Origin of the sequence: Aurantimonas sp. (assembly GCF_964217435.1) — a bacterium.
GTDB lineage: Bacteria > Pseudomonadota > Alphaproteobacteria > Rhizobiales > Rhizobiaceae > Aurantimonas > Aurantimonas coralicida.
On record NZ_CAXPJM010000038.1, the window covers coordinates 52,967 to 68,728 of the forward strand.

The following is a 15,762-nucleotide window of genomic DNA, read 5'->3' on the forward strand; positions in this document are numbered from 1 at the left end:
CTTCCGACGAAAGAACCATGCCTGCCTCGACCCTTCGGCCCGGCCTGCCGTCCCTCGGCGGCGACAGAGCCATGCTGCTGCTCCTCGCCCTCTTCGCGCTCGCCCCGCTCGTCCTCGAAGCCTATCTCGTCGGCGAGCTGACGCGGGTGATGATCTACGGCATGGCCGCCTGCGCGGTGGGCTTTGCGATCCGCCATGGCGGGCTCGTCAGCTTCGGCCATGCGGCCTTCTTCGGCATGGGGGCCTATTGCGTGCTGATGGCGCGCAATGCCGGCTATCAGGACGCGCTTCTCGTCTGGCCGCTGGCGCTTCTCGCGGTGGCGCTCCTCGCTCTCGTCATCGGCCTTCTCTCGCTGCGCACCGGCGGCGTTGCCTTCATCATGATCACGCTCGGCTTTGCCCAGATGGTCTATTTCGTCATCTCCGGCAGCCAGAGTCTCGGCGCCGCCGACGGCCTGCCGCTCTTCGGCCGCGACATGCTGGCGGGCATCTCGCTCGATGCGACGGAGGCCTTCCACTATCTCGTCCTAGTCGCGCTCGGCCTCGTCCTCCTCGTCATGACGCGCCTGTCGCGCTCGCCGGCGGGTCTCGCGCTGCGTGGGATCGCTCATGACGAGAGGCGCATGAAGGCGCTCGGCTACGCGCCGAAGCGGCTGCAGCTCACCTCCTTCGTCTTTTCCGCCGTCGTCGCCGGATTTGCCGGGGTGCTCGCCGCGAACTTCTATCAGTTCGTCGGCCCGGCCTATCTCCACTGGCTCGTTTCGGGCGAGCTTCTGGTGATGGTGGCGCTCGGCGGCATCGCCTCGCTCTCGGGCGGCCTCTTCGGCGCCCTGATCCTCGTCCTCTTCGAGGCGGTCTTTTCCGAATACACGACCTATTGGCGGATCTTCCTCGGCCCCGCCGTCATCCTCTCGGTGCTCTATCTCCACAAGGGCGTTCATCCGGCGCTCGAACGACTGCTCGGAGGGCGCGATGACTGAGACGCCACTCGTCGTCCGCGAACTGACGAAGTCGTTCGGCGGGCTGAACGTCACCCGGTCGGTCGGCCTCGACCTTCGGCCCGGCGAGATCCATGCGCTGATCGGCCCGAACGGCGCCGGCAAGTCGACATTGATCAATCTCATCGCCGGCGAACTCCGGCCCGATTCCGGTTCGATCCGGCTCGACGGCCGGGACGTTACCGGGCTCCATTCCGAACAGCGGGTGCGCGCCGGCCTTGCCCGCTCGTTCCAGGTCTCGAGCGTTCTGAAGGATTTCACGGTCCTCGAAAACGCCGTCCTCGCCGTCGTCGGCCGCCGCCAGCCGGCGCTCAACTGGTGGCGCTCGACGCTTTCCGACACGCAATTCATCGAGGAGGCGATGGCCGCCCTCGAAAAGGTCGGCCTCGTCCGCCGGGCCGATGCGAAGGTCTCAACGCTCTCCTATGGCGAGCGCCGCCATCTCGAACTCGCAATGGCCCTCGCGCTGAAGCCGCAGGTCCTCCTCCTCGACGAGCCGATGGCGGGCGTCGGCACGGAGGAAGGCCGCGAGCTGACCGACCTCGTCTCGAACCTTCGAAACGATTGCGCCCTCCTCCTCGTCGAGCACGACATGGATGTCGTTTTCGCGCTCGCCGACCGCGTTTCCGTGCTCGTCGAGGGCCAGCTGATCGCGACGGGAGCGCCGGGCGATGTCCGCGAGATGGAGAGCGTCCAGAAGGCCTATTTCGGAACGGAGGATGTCTGGTGAGTCTCCTTCAGGTCTCCAGTCTGACCGGTGGCTACGGGCCGATCCAGGTTCTCCACGGCGTCGACCTGACGGTTGAGGAAGGCGAGGTCGTCGCCCTCGTCGGGCGCAACGGCATGGGCAAAACGACGGTGATCAGGACGCTGACCGGCGAGCTTGCCGCGATGTCCGGCGACATCCGCTTCGACGGAACGGCGATCGCGGCTGTCTCGCCCAACCGGATTTCGAGGATGGGCGTCGGCCTCGTGCCCGAGGGGCGGCGCTGCTTTCCCAACCTCACCGTTGAGGAGCATTTGAAACTCGCCGAACGGTCCGGCCCCGGCGGCCGCCACTGGACGCGCGAGCGGATCTTCGAGATGTTTCCGAGGCTGAGGGAGCGGCGCTCGAACCTCGCCTACACGCTGTCCGGCGGCGAACAGCAGAAGCTCGCCATCAGCCGCGCGCTCGTCACCAATCCGAAACTCCTCATCCTCGACGAAGCGACCGAGGGCCTCGCGCCGCTCGTGCGCAAGGACATCTGGCTGTGCCTCGAAAGCATCGCGAAGGCCGGCCTCTCCGTCATCGTCGTCGACAAGAATCTCAGGGCGCTCGCGCGCATCGCGCAGCGGGTCGTCGTCATATCCAAGGGGCGCTCCGTCTGGGAGGGCGGCGCCCGAGCTTTTGCCGAAGATGAAAGCCTGCACCAGCAGCATCTCGGCGTCTAACAGGGAGGCGCATTCATGACTTCGAACATCAGACGGGCGGCGCAATACGCGGCCATTCTCGTGGGCCTGACCATGGCGGGCAGCGCGGTCGCGCAGGACGGCGACACGCTGAAGCTCGGCTATATCAATACGCTGTCGGGCCCGGCTGGCGCCTACGGCGTCGAGATGCTCAACGCCTATAATCTCGGCCTCGAACACACCGGCGGAAAGCTCGGCGGCAAGACCGTCGAGCTGATCACCGGCGACGATCAGGCCAAGCCCCAGATCGCCATCCAGATCGCACGGCAGATGCTCCAGCGCGACGATATCGACCTGATGTCGGGCCTTCTCTTCAGCCATGTCGGCGAGGCGGTAAACTCCGTCATCCTGCCGGCGGACCGCATGGTCGTCGCCTCGGTGGGCGGCTCCTCGAACCTTGCCGGCGCCGGCTGTGAGGCGAACTACTTCATCGCTTCCTGGAACACCGACACGATGTTCGAGGCGATCGGCGCCTATCTGAAGAAGGAGGGCGTCGAGCGCGTCGCCGCGATCGCGACCAATTACCAGGCGGGATGGGACGCGGTATCGGGCCTGAAGCTCGGCTACGAGGGCGAGCTCGTGAGCGAGATCCTCGTCCAGCTCAACCAGTCTGATTTCGGCGCCGAGCTCAGCCAGATCCGCGCCGCCGACCCGCAGGCCCTCGTGATGTTCCTGCCAGGCGGTTCGGGCATCGCCTTCCAGCGCCAGTTCAACCAGTCCGGCATGCAGGAGACAGTCGATCCCTATCTCGCGACCTTCCAGGCCGACGAGACGACCTTCGGCGCGCTCGGCGACGCGGCCGCCGGCACGCTCAATGCCGGCCCGTGGAACCCCGAGATCGACAATCCGGCGAACAGGAAGTTCGTCGAGGCCTTCAACGAAAAATACGGCCGCAATCCGTCGATCCTCGCGGCCATGGCCTATGACACGGTCCTCCTCCTCGACGCCGCCATTGGCGCGGTGGACGGCAATGTCCGCAACCTCGACGCCTTTCGCGAGGCCCTCGAAACGGTCGAGTTCGACTCCGTTCGCGGCAATTTCTCTTTCGCGAACAACCACTTTCCGATCCAGGACTTCTACATCAGCGAGATCACCAAGGGCGAGGATGGAACCATGCGCAATACGCTGGTGACCCGCATATTCGAGCAAAAGGCGGACTCCCACACCGGCGAGTGCCAGCTGAACTGACGACAACACGGCGGCTGGCGAGGACCGGGAGGATCGGTCCCGCCCGCCGCGCTCGACGCAAAGCCGCGGCGAGGCACGCGCGTTGCGCGCCGGATCGCCCGACGACCCGCCGCGAGCGGCAATTCATGCAGGGAGGCAACGATATGAGCACGGTCGGTCTGATCGGTCTCGGCAACATGGGCAAGCCCATGGCGAAGAACCTCATCGACGCCGGACACGACGTCCTCGGCTTCAGGCGGGGCGATCCGTCGGAGTTTACGGCCCTCGGAGGGCGTTTCGCCGCCTCGCCTCGCGCCATTTCGGAGGAGAGCGACATCGTCCTTTGCTGCATTCCCGGCGACGATGCGCTGAGCGAGGTGATTTCGGGATCGACGGGCATCGCCGGCGGCGACTGCTCGGGCAAGATCGTCGTCGAACTCTCGACCCTTTCCGGCGACCTGAAGACGCGCGAGGCAAAAGCGATCGCGGAGAAGGGCGGGATCATGCTCGACGGCGCGATCAGCGGCCTGCCGCCCATGGTCGCGGCGAAGAAGGCGATCTTTCTTCTCAGCGGCGACGAGCCCGCTTACGAAAAGGCGAAGCCCGTTCTCGAAGCCGTGACGGACCACCTGTTCTTCATGGGCGAGTTCGGCGCCGCGATGAAGGCGAAGCTCTGCGCCAACATGATGGTCGCGGCCAATCTCGCGGCAACAGCCGAAATGCTCGCCTTCGCCGACCGGATGGGCCTCGACCAGCTCACTTTGATCGAAGCGCTGAAGGCGAGCGCCGGCACCTCGCTGCAGTTCCAGGCGCGTGCCGCGCGCATGGCGACGGGCGACTGGGATCAGGTTCTCGGTTCCACCGCGATGCTGACCAAGGACGTCCATCTGATCGAGACCATGGCCGCCGATCTCGACTGCCCGATGCCGGTGCTTTCGAGCGCCGCGCGTCTCTACGACCGGGCGATGGAGACCGGCTACGACAAGACCGACGTCGCCTCCGTCTACGCGGCCTTCGCCGAGGCCGCCGGCCTGCCCGTCCCAAACAAGACACAAGGATAACAAGCATGAGCGAATACAAGCTCGGAACGGGCCTCGTCGACGGCAAGCCGACGCCGCTGGTTCTGATCGCGGGCAAGGCCTACCCTTTGTCGGACATCCTCGCCGACGAAGCCCCGGAAAGTCTCGAAGACGTCTTCGCTCATTGGGCGGAAACCGATGCGCTTCTGACCGAGCGCGCGGGCGCCGTCTCGGGCGACGGTCTCGATCCCTCGACGATCAGCTTTCTCACGCCGCTTTCGAACCCGCGCAAGGTCATCTGCATCGGCACCAACTACAAGGATCATCTCGCCGAGATGAAGGTCGGGACGCCGCCGGAATTTCCCTATGCTTTCATGCGGCCCCAGACCTGCCTCGCCGCCCATGGCCAAGAGGTGCCCCTCCCATCCGGCGCGAAGATGAACGACTGGGAGGCCGAGCTCGGCATCGTCATCGGCCGCAAATTCGGCCCGGGCGATCAAGGCGATCCGCTCGACGCGGTCGCCGGATATACCGTCATCAATGACGTCTCGGCCCGCGATTGGATCGCGTCGCGCCCCTTCGTCGGCATTGACTGGATCATGCAGAAGTCGTGGGACAAGTTCCAGCCGACCGGCCCCTGGATCACGCCCGCCCGCTTCGTCACGGACCCGGAGAACCTCGCGATCCAGCTCACAGTCAACGGCACGGTCAAGCAGAAGTCGAACACCGGCCAGATGATCTTCGGCATCGCCGCCATCCTGAAGCATCTTTCGGGCATGATGACGCTGGAGCCGGGCGACATCATCGCGACCGGCACGCCCGCCGGCGTTGGCTTCGGACGCCAGCCGCAGGAATTCCTCGCCGCCGGTGACCGGGTCCGTGTCACCATTGAGGGCCTCGGCACCCTCGAAAACCAGTTTGTTTGAAACGGGAAACGACATGATCAAAGTCAACCGTATCGTCTACGGCGCGTTCCAGACGCCCGATCTCGAAGGTCAGATCGACCATTACACCAAGGTCATGGGCCTGACCGAAGTCGAGTGCGGCAACGGTGCCGCCTATCTCTCAACCAGCGGCGACCACCAAACGGTGGTCCTGCGCAAGGGGCCGGACGCCAAGTGCGATGCGATCGGCTTCCAGCTCGCGCCCGGCACCGATCTCGACGCCTATGCCAAACAGATCGAGGCGCACGGGCTGAAGACCATCCGCCAGAGCGATCCGCAGCCGGGAATCCGCGACGCGGTCGTTTTCGAAGATTCGAAGGGCACCAAGATGGAGGTCTTCGTGGATGCCGCGCCGTCAGGCGCCGGCTTCCAGCCCGCCGGTATTTCCCCCAACAAGCTCGGCCACATCGCCTTCAACTGCACGGACGTGCAGGCCGACGTGAAGTTCTACTGCGATATCCTCGGCTTCAAAGTCTCAGACTGGATGGGCGACTTCTTCGCCTTCCTGCGCTGCGGACCCGATCATCACACGATCAACCTGGTCGCCGGGCAAAAGGTGAAGATGCACCACATCGCCTTTGAACTTCGCGACTGGACTCATATTCGCGACGCCTGCGACTGGCTCGCCAAAGACCGCATTCCCCTGGTCTGGGGTCCCGTGCGCCACGGCATCGGGCACAACATCTCGACTTACCACCGCAATGCCGACGAGCAGATCATCGAACTCTATTGCGAGCTCGACCGGGTCAATGAGGAACTCGGCCTCTACGAGCCGCGCCGGATGCATCAGGAGTTTCCGCAGCGCGGCAAGGTCTGGGACGACATCCAGATGGCCGCCAACATGTGGGGGACCCCGCCGCCGGACGGCTTCCTCGATTGAGCGAAGGGGCGGGAGAACTCTTCGTTACATCGACGGCAGACCTTGGGGCGGAGGCAGGCCCTACCGACCCCAGCATGACGAACGTTCGGCGCACCGCCGGACGCCGCGACGGTGCCTGCGCGCATTATTCAAAAGCGTCGGCGCCGTGATCAGTGACAACCCAAGGAGGAGACCATGAAAGTTCTGAAAACTCTCGCGCTGGCCGCGGCAATGACCGTGAGTGCCCTGTCCGTTTCCGCCCTCGCCCAGGAGGGAAATCAAGCATTGAAAGTCATCGTCTTCCCGGGCGGCTTCAACTGGCCGATCTTCGTCGCCCAGGACAAGGGATTCTTCGATGAAAGGGGCGTTTCGGTGGAGGTGACGCCGACGCCGGATTCTAAGTTCCAGATGAAGGGCCTGATCGACGGCGAGTTCGACATCGCCATGACCGCGATGGACAATGTCGTCGCCTATTCGGAAGGCCAAGGCGCGGTCGAGACCGAGAGCGAGGCCGACATCTTTGCCTTCATGGGCGTCGACAACGGTTTCCTGCGTCTTGTCTCGACTCCCGACGTTACCGGTTACGAGGCGATCAAGGGGAAGGAAGTAGGTGTCGACGCGCTGACAACAGGATATGCGTTTGTCCTGCGCAAGATGCTGGAGCTGAATGGACTTTCCGAAGACGAATTCGAATTTGTCGAGGCTGGCGGCGTGATGAGCCGCTTCGGCTCGCTGATCGAGAAAAAGTTCGCAGCAACCCTTCTCGTTTCGCCACTGGAGGCGGCCGCCGAACGTGAAGGCTTCAACATTCTCGGCAACGGGTCGGAGACGCTTGGAGCCTACCAAGGCGTTGTAGGTGCCACCCGGCGCGATTTCGCCTCGGAGAACGAAGACCAGCTCGTCGGTTATATTGGCGGTTACCGAGCAGCGCTCAACTGGCTTTACGACCCGTCCAATAAGGATGAGGCGGTCGCGATCCTTGAAAAGCATGTGCCGCAGATGGCAGGACCGGTCGCCGAAGTTTCCTACACAATCCTCCTCAACGAGCAATCCGGCTTCTTTAAGGACGGCGCGATCAGCAAGGAAGGCGTACAGAAGGTCCTCGAACTGAGAAGCGAGTACGGCGTGCCGAAGAAGGATCTATCAGATCCGTCCAAGTATACGAATAATTCCTACTACGATAAAGCATCGCGGTAGAAAGAGCAAAGAAGCAGCGGAGGGACCTTGCCCTCCGCTGCCATCCCCGAAGCATTTGTCTATTCGGCGGCCTCGGCCGCTTCTGCGGCCTTCTGGCCTGCGACGAGGGTACGCCAGTCGATATCCTTCGGATATACGCCCTCCTTCGATGCGATCTCAGCCTGCGGGACGTCTGAATTCGTGCCGATCGCGTGACCGCCTTCGGCCACCTTCTGGGCGGCATCGACCATCAAACGGCGAAACTCGACAATAGCTAAATCGGACGCGCCGAGGACGTCCGTGTGGCGCTGCACGCGCGACCCCATAGACACCCACATGATAATGTCCTCATTTGGAATGCCAGGGACGCCAGTGAAGTGACCCTCCTTCATCATCTCGCGGTCCTGCATAAAGTCGTTATCGAGCGTGCGCCGTGTACGCCATTTATGATCGACATCCGTGCCCGGAACGGCGTGATTAAATGCGCGCCATTCTTCAGTCGTCGGCACGTTCGGACCGCCGAAGGCAATGAAGTGGAAGGCTGTCTCGTCGTCATTGATCGGCACGATGACGCTCGCGACTTTGTAGTTGTTGTTAGGGGGGATCAGCGAATAATACGGAGCGATAAACTCTGTAATCCGCAGATAGTTGTGGGTTCCCGCATTCTTAATGGGCTTGCGAATCGCCGCATAGTGGAAGCCGTAGCTCGTCGTCTCGGTCTGCATGCGCGGCGACTTATCAGTCGAAGGGCGGTACCAGGATTTCTCGTCGGCGGACGCGCCTTCCACTCGCGCGGGCTTCATGGTCGAGGAATGGAGCGAGGAGGAATGGGCACTGTCGATCTGCCCCTCGTGAATTTGCGCCCAGTTAGCCGGAATACGAATCTTCAGGATCGCGACCGGCGTGTCCTCCGCGGGCGCAAAGGCTGGCGGCTGAAATTCCGTCGCTTCATCTTTCTCACCGAGCCAAGCCCAAACAAAGCCGCCCCATTCGCGCACCGGATAAGACCGCGCTTTCACCTTATCCATCAGCGGACTGCCCTCGGGCTCCGATGACATCGCGATAACGTTGCCGTCCACGTCCATCTTCCAGCCATGATAGAGGCAACGCAGTCCGCACTCCTCGTTGCGGCCATAAACGAGGGAAGCTTTGCGATGCGGACAGAGCTCGTCGAGCATTCCGAGACGCCCCTTGGTGTCGCGGAATGCTACATAGGCCTCGCCGAGCACCTCAACCCGCAGCGGCTTTCCGTCCGGCTCGGCCACCTCCTCCATCAGACAGACCGGCGTCCAGTGCTGGCGCATCAACTTCGCCATAGGCGCATCGCCGGTCACGCGCGTTAGAACCTCGTTCTCTTCAGGGGTGAGCATCGTGTTCCTCCACTTCTATCGTTTGAAGACTTTCCGTCCGATACGACTATCTTAGCCTTCTAAGTTTAGATGTCAAGAGACATGCATTGCTCGTGCTGGCCTGCCGCTCGGCGGGATTCCAACGGTAAGACTGAAGCGGATCGAGGAGCAACAATCCATTCCCCGAAACTCCTAGCGCCTCGCGTGCGGTCATGGACGTGCCGCGCCAAAGACGTGTAGGTGATCCCGGGAACACGAATGCGCTCAGATTGGACCGAACGCCTATGACGAACGAGACATCCACCGATTTTCGGAATGACGAGACAAGTGCCCAGGAAGAGCGCCTCGCCCGACTGATCCGATTGGCCGCCCGCGCCTTCAACCGGTCGCTGCAGCTCCGGCTCACGACGGAGGGAGTCACGTTCGGCCAGTGGATCTTTCTGCGGATCCTCTGGCTAGAGGATGGTCTCTCCCAACGCGAGCTCAGCGAGCGAGCGAACCTGACTGAGCCCACCGCCCATACCGCCCTGCTCCGCATGGTCGAGCAGGGCCTAATTACCCGCGAGAACGTCGCGGGTAACAAGCGCCGCCAGCATGCCTTCCTGACGCCGCGAGGCAACGAGCTCCGTGAGAAGCTGGAACCGCTGGCAGTGGAGGCGAACGACATCGCTGTCCAGGGATTGAGCACCGATGAGCTGCGGATCTTGCGTCGCTCACTAAATGTTATCATCGCCAATCTTGAACGCGACGAGGCAGAGGCAGCCGCACGTGGTATAAGAATTCCTCCTACCCGGACGGCTACCTCAGTATAAGGCGTAGATTCTTTCTCCTCGGATCGTGAGAGGCTAGTCTATTTTGATTCGGTTCTTCGCGGTCACCGAGCGCATTGAGAAAGACAGCGAAGATAGGCCGGAGGAAACGCGGAACCTCATTGTCCCCCTAGCTCAGCCGAGTTTGCAGCCTTCCTTGGGAACCGATTCGACAGTGTCGAGCGACCGACGTCAGTTTCCAACAGCCTGCTGAAGACATTTCAAGAAGGACATGTGAAGATCCACCACTCTCTCATGGTGGCCGACTGAAAACCGCGGGCGAACCGCCGGTCCCACGGCCGCAATCATCGATATTCAAAGCGCTAAGACCATTCAAGCGGACCGCGTTGGGGGTCATGGTGCCGTCAAGAAGATTCAGGGCCGAAAACGCCACGCCTGGTCGACACGGACGGCGGACGCACGTTCGCGAGCCGCATTCGCCCAGACAGCAGGACCGGGATGGAGGCAGCCCCATACCGAAAGCCTCCCGCCCTCTCTTCACGTTCGGCGAACGGCTTTCGCCGACCGTGTTACTCCGGCACCCTCGTGTTGCCGATGCGACGCTTATCGCGAGCGGGCTCGTCCGAAGGAACCCTAATCAAGCCGGCTTTGCTGTCCAGCCGCGACAGCCGGCTCTCGAACGGTTCCTCGCCTAGATCACCGAAACAGAAGCCTTGCCAAGGGCTTCGCAGCCACGATCAATTCCGTCAGATCCTTTCTCTACGCCGTTGCGACTATCCTCGCGCCCGCATCGCCAGAGCTTGATGAGTCTTAAAACCGAGTGGAGCGGACTGGCATCTGCCATCTGAGCGATGTTGCGTCCGACAACCAATCCGAACGATTTAGTCCATGATAAAAAATGAGATTTCTAAGACGTTGACGTCGGCTTGAGGATACGTTATAAACATAGATGTCTAAGTCTAATTGCCGGCTCTCATCTTAGCCGGCTGCAATTGGCTCGGGCCGGGAGCCGAGGAGGTCGGAACCGGGGCCGAATTGGGAGGAAATATGAGATTCTTGACAATCGCTGCGGCCGTCGGCATGACGCTCGCTTCGTATTCCGCATCCGCCGATCCCTTGAACCTAACGCTTTCTGGCGGCAATCCGGGAGGCCTTTGGTCGCTCCTCGGCGTCGGCATTGATCGAGCCGTCAAGGCGGACGATGCAAACTCAGTCATCACGTATCAGGCGACGGGTGGAGGCTTTGCTAATATTGGCCTGCTCGCCGCGAAGCGGACTGATGTCGGACTCGTCCACGACGCGGAGGCGAAGATCGGGCTTGAGGGCGGTGAGCCGTTCCGTGCTCCGGTCGAGAACATGCGCGCCATTGGCTACATGTATAACTGGGCGCCGATGCATTTCTTCCTGAACCGGGAGATGGCGGAGAAATACAAGATCGATAGCATCGACGACATCGCTACAAGCGGTGCGCCTGTCCGTATCGGCATCAACCGATCCGGCAACATCACGTCAAACATCGCCCTGAAGATGCTTGAGGAAGCCGGAGTTACTGAGGAGGTCGTTAATTCGAACGGCGGACAGTTCGTGCGAGCCGGCGCCAACGAGCAGGCAGACCTCATCCAGGACGGCCGCCTCGACATGATCACGAACGGTATCTTCATCAAGCACTCCTCTTTCCGCGCAGTTGACGAGAATACTGACGTCGTCCTCCTTGGTGTTCCGCAGGAAGTCATCGACGCGACGAACGAAGAATTCGGAACAGGGACAATGGTCATCCCTGCCAAAAGCTACAAAAACCAAACCGCGGAGGTAAGTTCCGTAGCGCTCGGGGCAGTTCTCGTGGCCACAGAGAACATGAGCGACGATGACGCCTATTCCCTCGCTCAATCCCTGGTGAAGAACATCGACGAGGTCAAGGCAGTCCATGGTTCAATGGCTTCCCTGACGCCGGAACTGCTCGCAAAACCGACGGTCATAGAGTTTCACCCAGGGGCTGCTAAAGCCTACCGTGAAGCTGGGCTGCTCAAGTGATCGGAGCTCTTGTTGCAACGGGTCGCAAGCGAAAGCTTGCGGCCTCCGCCACGCGCGTCCTGACAGCCACGGCCGCGGCGTTCTCACTCTGGGTCGTGTATGCTAACCTTTTCACGATTTCCGATCCTCTTGTACTCGGCATCCTATTCGTGTCGGGCATTTACGCGATCATGTTCGTGGCGATCGGCGCAACTCCGAACGCGCCGAACCATGTGCCAGTCTACGACTGGGCTCTGTCAATCCTCAGCATTGCCTGCGGGCTCTATTTCTTTTTGAATGCCGGCGCGATCGCCGACCGGATCAGCCTCCTGGACCCGTTCACAACACCCGAACTCATTTTCGGCTCAATGCTGCTCTTCCTGACGCTCGAGGCGACACGGCGCACCACCGGCCTCGGCCTCACTGGCGTTGTGGTCCTCTTCTTGGCCTATAACCTCTTCGGCTACCTCCTGCCGCCGCCTTTTGGACATGGGATCAGCGAATACAGTTATCTTCTCGATATCCTTGTCTTCACAACAGATGGCATCTTCGGCGTACCGATCCAAGTCGTAGCGAGCTACGTCTTCCTCTTCGTAATGTTCGGAACATTTCTGTCGAAATCCGGTGGCGGCGAATTCTTTTTTAATGTTGCGGCACTCATCACCGGACGCTCGCGCGGCGGACCGGCAAAGATCGCAGTCATATCTTCCGGCCTCTACGGAACGATGTCGGGCAGCCCCACTTCAGATGTGGTGGCAACGGGCTCAATTACCATACCCGTAATGAAGCGGCTCGGCTACTCCGCGCGTTTTGCGGGTGCGGTTGAGGTCGCCGCCTCGACCGGCGGCAGCGCCATGCCGCCCATCATGGGCTCGGCGGCCTTCATCCTAGCCGAATATACTGGGGTCGCCTATAACGAGGTGGTCATTGCCGCTCTTGTGCCCGCGCTACTCTATTATCTTGGCGTTTTCTGTCAGGTACACCTGCGTGCGGTTAGGCTTGATCTGCGCCCTTCCGACGAAGAGATTCCCTCCATCTTCGAGACGTTTCGGGTTGGCTGGGTCTTCCTCATCCCTATCGTCGGCATTGTCGCTGCGCTGCTTTCCGGCTATTCGCCCACATTCACTGCAGGCATCGGCGTCCTCGCAGCGGTCGTCGCGGCGATGATCCTTCGCGCGACAAGGCTATCGCTTTGGCAGATAATCGAGGGCCTCGGCGAGACGACGCTCCGCATCCTGCCCGTTGCAGGCGCTTGCGCAGCGGCCGGCCTCGTGATCGGTGGCCTCTCGATGACAGGTCTTGGCATGAAGGCAGCAAATGTCATCCTGGTGATCAGCAATTCCGAGCCGGTCCTGACTCTCGTCATCGCAGCGGTCGTCACGATTATCCTCGGCCTCGGAATGCCTACACCCAGCGCCTATATCCTGGCGGCGGTGCTCGTCGGACCTGCGCTCGCTAGGCTCGGCTATCCAGTGCTAGAAAGCCACATGTTCCTGCTGTACTACGCTGTACTTTCCGCGCTCACACCGCCTATCGCGGTAGCGGCGCTAGCCGCGGCGGCGATCGCCGACGAGGATCCATTCAAGATCGCGTTCACAGCGGTTAAGTTAGCAATCGTTGGCTTTCTCTTGCCATTCGCATTCATATGGAATCCGGGCTTAATGCTTCTCGCAGACCCGCTGACGAACGCAGTCGCGGTCATCGGCGGCGCGTTGGCTACGATTGCTATCGCCTTCTCAGTCGAAGGTTTCGGCGCGTCAAACATGCGGCAAGTAGAGCGGGGCTTGCTCGCAGCCCTCGCTATTCTCGCGGTGTGTCCCTCGATCGTATTCGCAGTCATCGGCATCGCCGGCATCGCCGGCATCCTTGCACGGCATTACCTACAGTCAAACTTGCTCGAAAGGCACAGACCGGTAAGCTAAAGATGACGTTCCGGATCAAGTTCGGAGGGGACGCTTTATCGGGGCTTCCCCGAAAGGTTATTAACCTTTCCCAGGCTGGGTGGCATAAACCGTGTCGCCCAGTCCCTTATCCTACCTGCAGAGCGCGTGCCGCCTAGAGTGATCGCACCAAGGCAGGGCTCAACCGCAATAACTCAAGATCGAAGACATGGGGGAACGATCGTGTCCCAGCACGAAGCTCGATTCGCGACCGCAGTGCCTCCTTTCTGGAAGCGATGGGTGGTGAGCATGCTGGCCGTATACCCGGCTCTTGTAGCGCTGATCTACCTGATGCATCCGCTGCTAGTTGGGCTGCCGACACCGGTCTCGCTCTTCATCATCGCGCTGCTCCTCACTGGCCTCTCCACCGGCTTCCTCGCACCGCTCCTCCACCGGAAGCTCGCATGGTGGCTACGCAGATAGACGCACCGAAAAGGGCGGCTTCCGAACGGAAACCTGAGTTCCAGCTTGAGGTGTAATGAGACCTGTGCGCGGGGGGCTTGTATTTCAAAGTTCAGCGCTGAGGGTTTGCCAGTCTGCCGCTTATTGGGATTTTGGGTTGCGGCAGAGGGTTTCGAGGCGCTTTTGACCTCCATCGGCCGATAGCGGACACAGGTGTCCCGCCCTCATGCCACGCGCTCACGCAGTATGTTTCGCGTTCGCGTGAGATTGAAGGCGATCGCCGTCAGCCGCACCTGAAGTCCAGCTTTCGCAAGTCCGATCCACCGCATGCGCCGCAGACCGTAGCTGCGCTTCCATGTACCGAAGACCTTCTCGATCCGGCGGCGGACATGGCCGACCTCGCGGTTCCAGGCTTCCAGCCTCTCAAGCGCTTCGGCACCGCCCCATAGCGCTCGCACCGGCAGGCGCGATGAACCGCCAGTATCCCGGATCAGGATCTCATTACGCGAACTGGCGTAGGCCAGATCGGCATGAACGTTGCCCGGATCGCTCGGCAGCACCGCACCGAGCATGCGGCCGTCGTTGACATTGGCAGGCGTCATCTCGATGCGCCGGACGATCCCGCCGTGGGCGTCGGTCGCCACGTGCGCCTTATAGCCATGCACGGCCGCCTTACGGCGATGGCCGACCCAACGGGCCTCCTCGTCCTTCATGATGCTGGCGAAGGCGATGATCGTGGCGTCCACCAGCGTGCCGGTCTTCACGATGACGTTCTTTTCGTCGAGCTGGCGCGTCACCGCCTCGAACAGAACCATGTCGAGGCCATGCCTCACGAGCTCCTTGCGGAACCGGACGAAGGCCGTGCGCTCCGGCCGCGGCAAAGCCACAGAACCGGCGGAACGAGGCGCGATCGTCGAGGGCCTCTGCTAACTTCACGTCCGACAGGTCGTACCAGAACGATAAAAGCAGGGCCTTCAGCATCGCCAGCGGCGGCCAGGCCATCTCCCCCCTCGCGGAGCGGTAGATCGGCGACAGGTCCTGGTCGATCTTGAGCCAGTCGATCAATTCGGCGATGTCGTCCAAGGCGCCGGGGCTCCGCTTTGCTCCCGCGTCCCCGAGCTGAAAATCTTCCTGACCAATGCGACGCCGCGCCATGACCCAACCCCCGTCCGGTGAACTTCAGTGAATCAACGATACAGGCTGCCAGCAAGCCCCGCGCACAGGTCTCATAACAGGCCGACCGGGATCCAGGCGCTCGCGCGACAGACGAGGGGGAACGGGACCGGATCAAGGCTCTTGAACGCGAGGTACGCGAGCTTCGCCAAGCCAATGAAAGCCTGCGCAAGGCGTCGGCATGTTTCGCCCAGGCCGAGCTCGACCGCCCGTTCAGACGATGATGGCGGGTCGTGTCCCCATCCGTGGTGTAGCTCGGCGGTAGCGTCGTTCATCTCGTCCGCGCCTTTCATCGCGCTGTAGGACGGATCGGCGGCGCGGTGGTCACCAGCGATTTCCGGTTAGGCTTGGGTTGCGACATCCAACCCGGACCGGACATCCCCTGATGCCGATCTGCTGCGCGAGATGATCGGCTTTGCCGCCCAGCGGCTGATGGAACTGGAGGTCGGTGCTGCGACCGGCGCCAGCTATGGCGAGAAGAGTGCCGAGCGCCTCGCCCAGCGCAA

The 15,762-nt window shown here is 61.8% G+C and carries 13 protein-coding genes and 2 pseudogenes; 12 read left to right on the forward strand and 3 right to left on the reverse strand.

Features of this window, described 5'->3' with window-relative positions; all coding sequences use genetic code 11:
• Positions 1-17: 17 nt before the first annotated feature.
• From ACEQX1_RS15555 to ACEQX1_RS15590, 8 genes are all read left to right on the forward strand, one after another.
• Entirely contained in the window at positions 18-980 is a 963-nt protein-coding gene (locus ACEQX1_RS15555) for a branched-chain amino acid ABC transporter permease (protein WP_370197023.1), read from the forward strand.
• Complete coding sequence (locus ACEQX1_RS15560) at positions 973-1,728, forward strand: ABC transporter ATP-binding protein (protein ID WP_188076537.1); 756 nt, start codon at positions 973-975, stop codon at positions 1,726-1,728. Before ACEQX1_RS15555 ends, ACEQX1_RS15560 begins: the two co-directional genes overlap by 8 nt.
• On the forward strand, positions 1,725-2,429 hold the full coding sequence (locus ACEQX1_RS15565; protein ID WP_370197024.1) for an ABC transporter ATP-binding protein: 705 nt from the start codon (positions 1,725-1,727) through the stop codon (positions 2,427-2,429). Before ACEQX1_RS15560 ends, ACEQX1_RS15565 begins: the two co-directional genes overlap by 4 nt.
• A gap of 15 nt (positions 2,430-2,444) precedes the next feature.
• Complete coding sequence (locus ACEQX1_RS15570; protein WP_188076535.1) at positions 2,445-3,635, forward strand: ABC transporter substrate-binding protein; 1,191 nt, start codon at positions 2,445-2,447, stop codon at positions 3,633-3,635.
• Positions 3,620-4,675 carry an NAD(P)-dependent oxidoreductase gene (locus tag ACEQX1_RS15575; protein ID WP_370197025.1) on the forward strand — a complete coding sequence of 352 codons (1,056 nt, stop codon included), beginning with the start codon at positions 3,620-3,622 and terminating at the stop codon, positions 4,673-4,675. Before ACEQX1_RS15570 ends, ACEQX1_RS15575 begins: the two co-directional genes overlap by 16 nt.
• A gap of 5 nt (positions 4,676-4,680) precedes the next feature.
• A complete protein-coding gene (locus ACEQX1_RS15580) occupies positions 4,681-5,559 on the forward strand; it encodes a fumarylacetoacetate hydrolase family protein (RefSeq protein WP_188076533.1) in 879 nt (292 codons plus the stop codon).
• Positions 5,501-6,457, forward strand: a complete 957-nt coding sequence (locus tag ACEQX1_RS15585) for a VOC family protein (protein WP_370197026.1) — start codon at positions 5,501-5,503, stop codon at positions 6,455-6,457. The genes ACEQX1_RS15580 and ACEQX1_RS15585 overlap by 59 nt, the downstream gene beginning before the upstream one ends.
• A 174-nt stretch (positions 6,458-6,631) precedes the next feature.
• On the forward strand, positions 6,632-7,633 hold the full coding sequence (locus ACEQX1_RS15590) for an ABC transporter substrate-binding protein (protein ID WP_188076532.1): 1,002 nt from the start codon (positions 6,632-6,634) through the stop codon (positions 7,631-7,633).
• A gap of 59 nt (positions 7,634-7,692) precedes the next feature.
• Here ACEQX1_RS15590 and ACEQX1_RS15595 read toward each other — a convergent pair whose 3' ends face one another.
• Positions 7,693-8,982: a Rieske 2Fe-2S domain-containing protein gene (locus ACEQX1_RS15595; protein ID WP_370197027.1), complete on the reverse strand. Its 1,290-nt coding sequence runs from the start codon at positions 8,980-8,982 to the stop codon at positions 7,693-7,695.
• Between the two features lie 263 nt (positions 8,983-9,245).
• On the opposite strand from ACEQX1_RS15595, the gene ACEQX1_RS15600 reads away from it, so the two are divergent.
• The 3 genes from ACEQX1_RS15600 (at position 9,246) to ACEQX1_RS15610 (ending at position 13,663) form a co-directional block, all read left to right on the forward strand.
• A complete protein-coding gene (locus ACEQX1_RS15600; RefSeq protein ID WP_370197028.1) occupies positions 9,246-9,773 on the forward strand; it encodes a MarR family winged helix-turn-helix transcriptional regulator in 528 nt (175 codons plus the stop codon).
• Positions 9,774-10,778: 1,005 nt separating this feature from the next.
• On the forward strand, positions 10,779-11,762 hold the full coding sequence (locus tag ACEQX1_RS15605; protein WP_188076529.1) for a TAXI family TRAP transporter solute-binding subunit: 984 nt from the start codon (positions 10,779-10,781) through the stop codon (positions 11,760-11,762).
• Positions 11,759-13,663: a TRAP transporter fused permease subunit gene (locus tag ACEQX1_RS15610; RefSeq protein WP_188076528.1), complete on the forward strand. Its 1,905-nt coding sequence runs from the start codon at positions 11,759-11,761 to the stop codon at positions 13,661-13,663. The genes ACEQX1_RS15605 and ACEQX1_RS15610 overlap by 4 nt, the downstream gene beginning before the upstream one ends.
• A 644-nt stretch (positions 13,664-14,307) precedes the next feature.
• Here the strand turns inward: ACEQX1_RS15610 and ACEQX1_RS15615 are convergent.
• Positions 14,308-14,898, reverse strand: coding sequence for a transposase (locus ACEQX1_RS15615; RefSeq protein WP_370197029.1), 591 nt, complete (start codon positions 14,896-14,898; stop codon positions 14,308-14,310).
• A 121-nt stretch (positions 14,899-15,019) separates the two neighbouring features.
• Positions 15,020-15,238: pseudogene (locus tag ACEQX1_RS15620) on the reverse strand (IS5/IS1182 family transposase); the annotation flags it as partial.
• 77 nt (positions 15,239-15,315) lie between these two features.
• On the opposite strand from ACEQX1_RS15620, the pseudogene ACEQX1_RS15625 reads away from it, so the two are divergent.
• A pseudogene (locus tag ACEQX1_RS15625) lies at positions 15,316-15,485 on the forward strand (IS3 family transposase); the annotation flags it as partial.
• Between the last annotated feature and the right edge of the window lie 277 nt (positions 15,486-15,762).

Excerpts from the sequence above, each read along its gene's own strand:
- ACEQX1_RS15605 (WP_188076529.1), top strand. The coding sequence starts at position 10,779 with ATGAGATTCTTGACAATCGCTGCGGCCGTCGGCATGACGCTCGCTTCG.
- ACEQX1_RS15555 (WP_370197023.1), top strand. The coding sequence starts at position 18 with ATGCCTGCCTCGACCCTTCGGCCCGGCCTGCCGTCCCTCGGCGGCGAC.
- ACEQX1_RS15590 (WP_188076532.1), top strand. The coding sequence starts at position 6,632 with ATGAAAGTTCTGAAAACTCTCGCGCTGGCCGCGGCAATGACCGTGAGT.
- ACEQX1_RS15580 (WP_188076533.1), top strand. The coding sequence starts at position 4,681 with ATGAGCGAATACAAGCTCGGAACGGGCCTCGTCGACGGCAAGCCGACG.
- ACEQX1_RS15615 (WP_370197029.1), bottom strand. The coding sequence starts at position 14,898 with ATGGTTCTGTTCGAGGCGGTGACGCGCCAGCTCGACGAAAAGAACGTC.
- ACEQX1_RS15595 (WP_370197027.1), bottom strand. The coding sequence starts at position 8,982 with ATGCTCACCCCTGAAGAGAACGAGGTTCTAACGCGCGTGACCGGCGAT.
- ACEQX1_RS15600 (WP_370197028.1), top strand. The coding sequence starts at position 9,246 with ATGACGAACGAGACATCCACCGATTTTCGGAATGACGAGACAAGTGCC.
- ACEQX1_RS15570 (WP_188076535.1), top strand. The coding sequence starts at position 2,445 with ATGACTTCGAACATCAGACGGGCGGCGCAATACGCGGCCATTCTCGTG.
- ACEQX1_RS15560 (WP_188076537.1), top strand. The coding sequence starts at position 973 with ATGACTGAGACGCCACTCGTCGTCCGCGAACTGACGAAGTCGTTCGGC.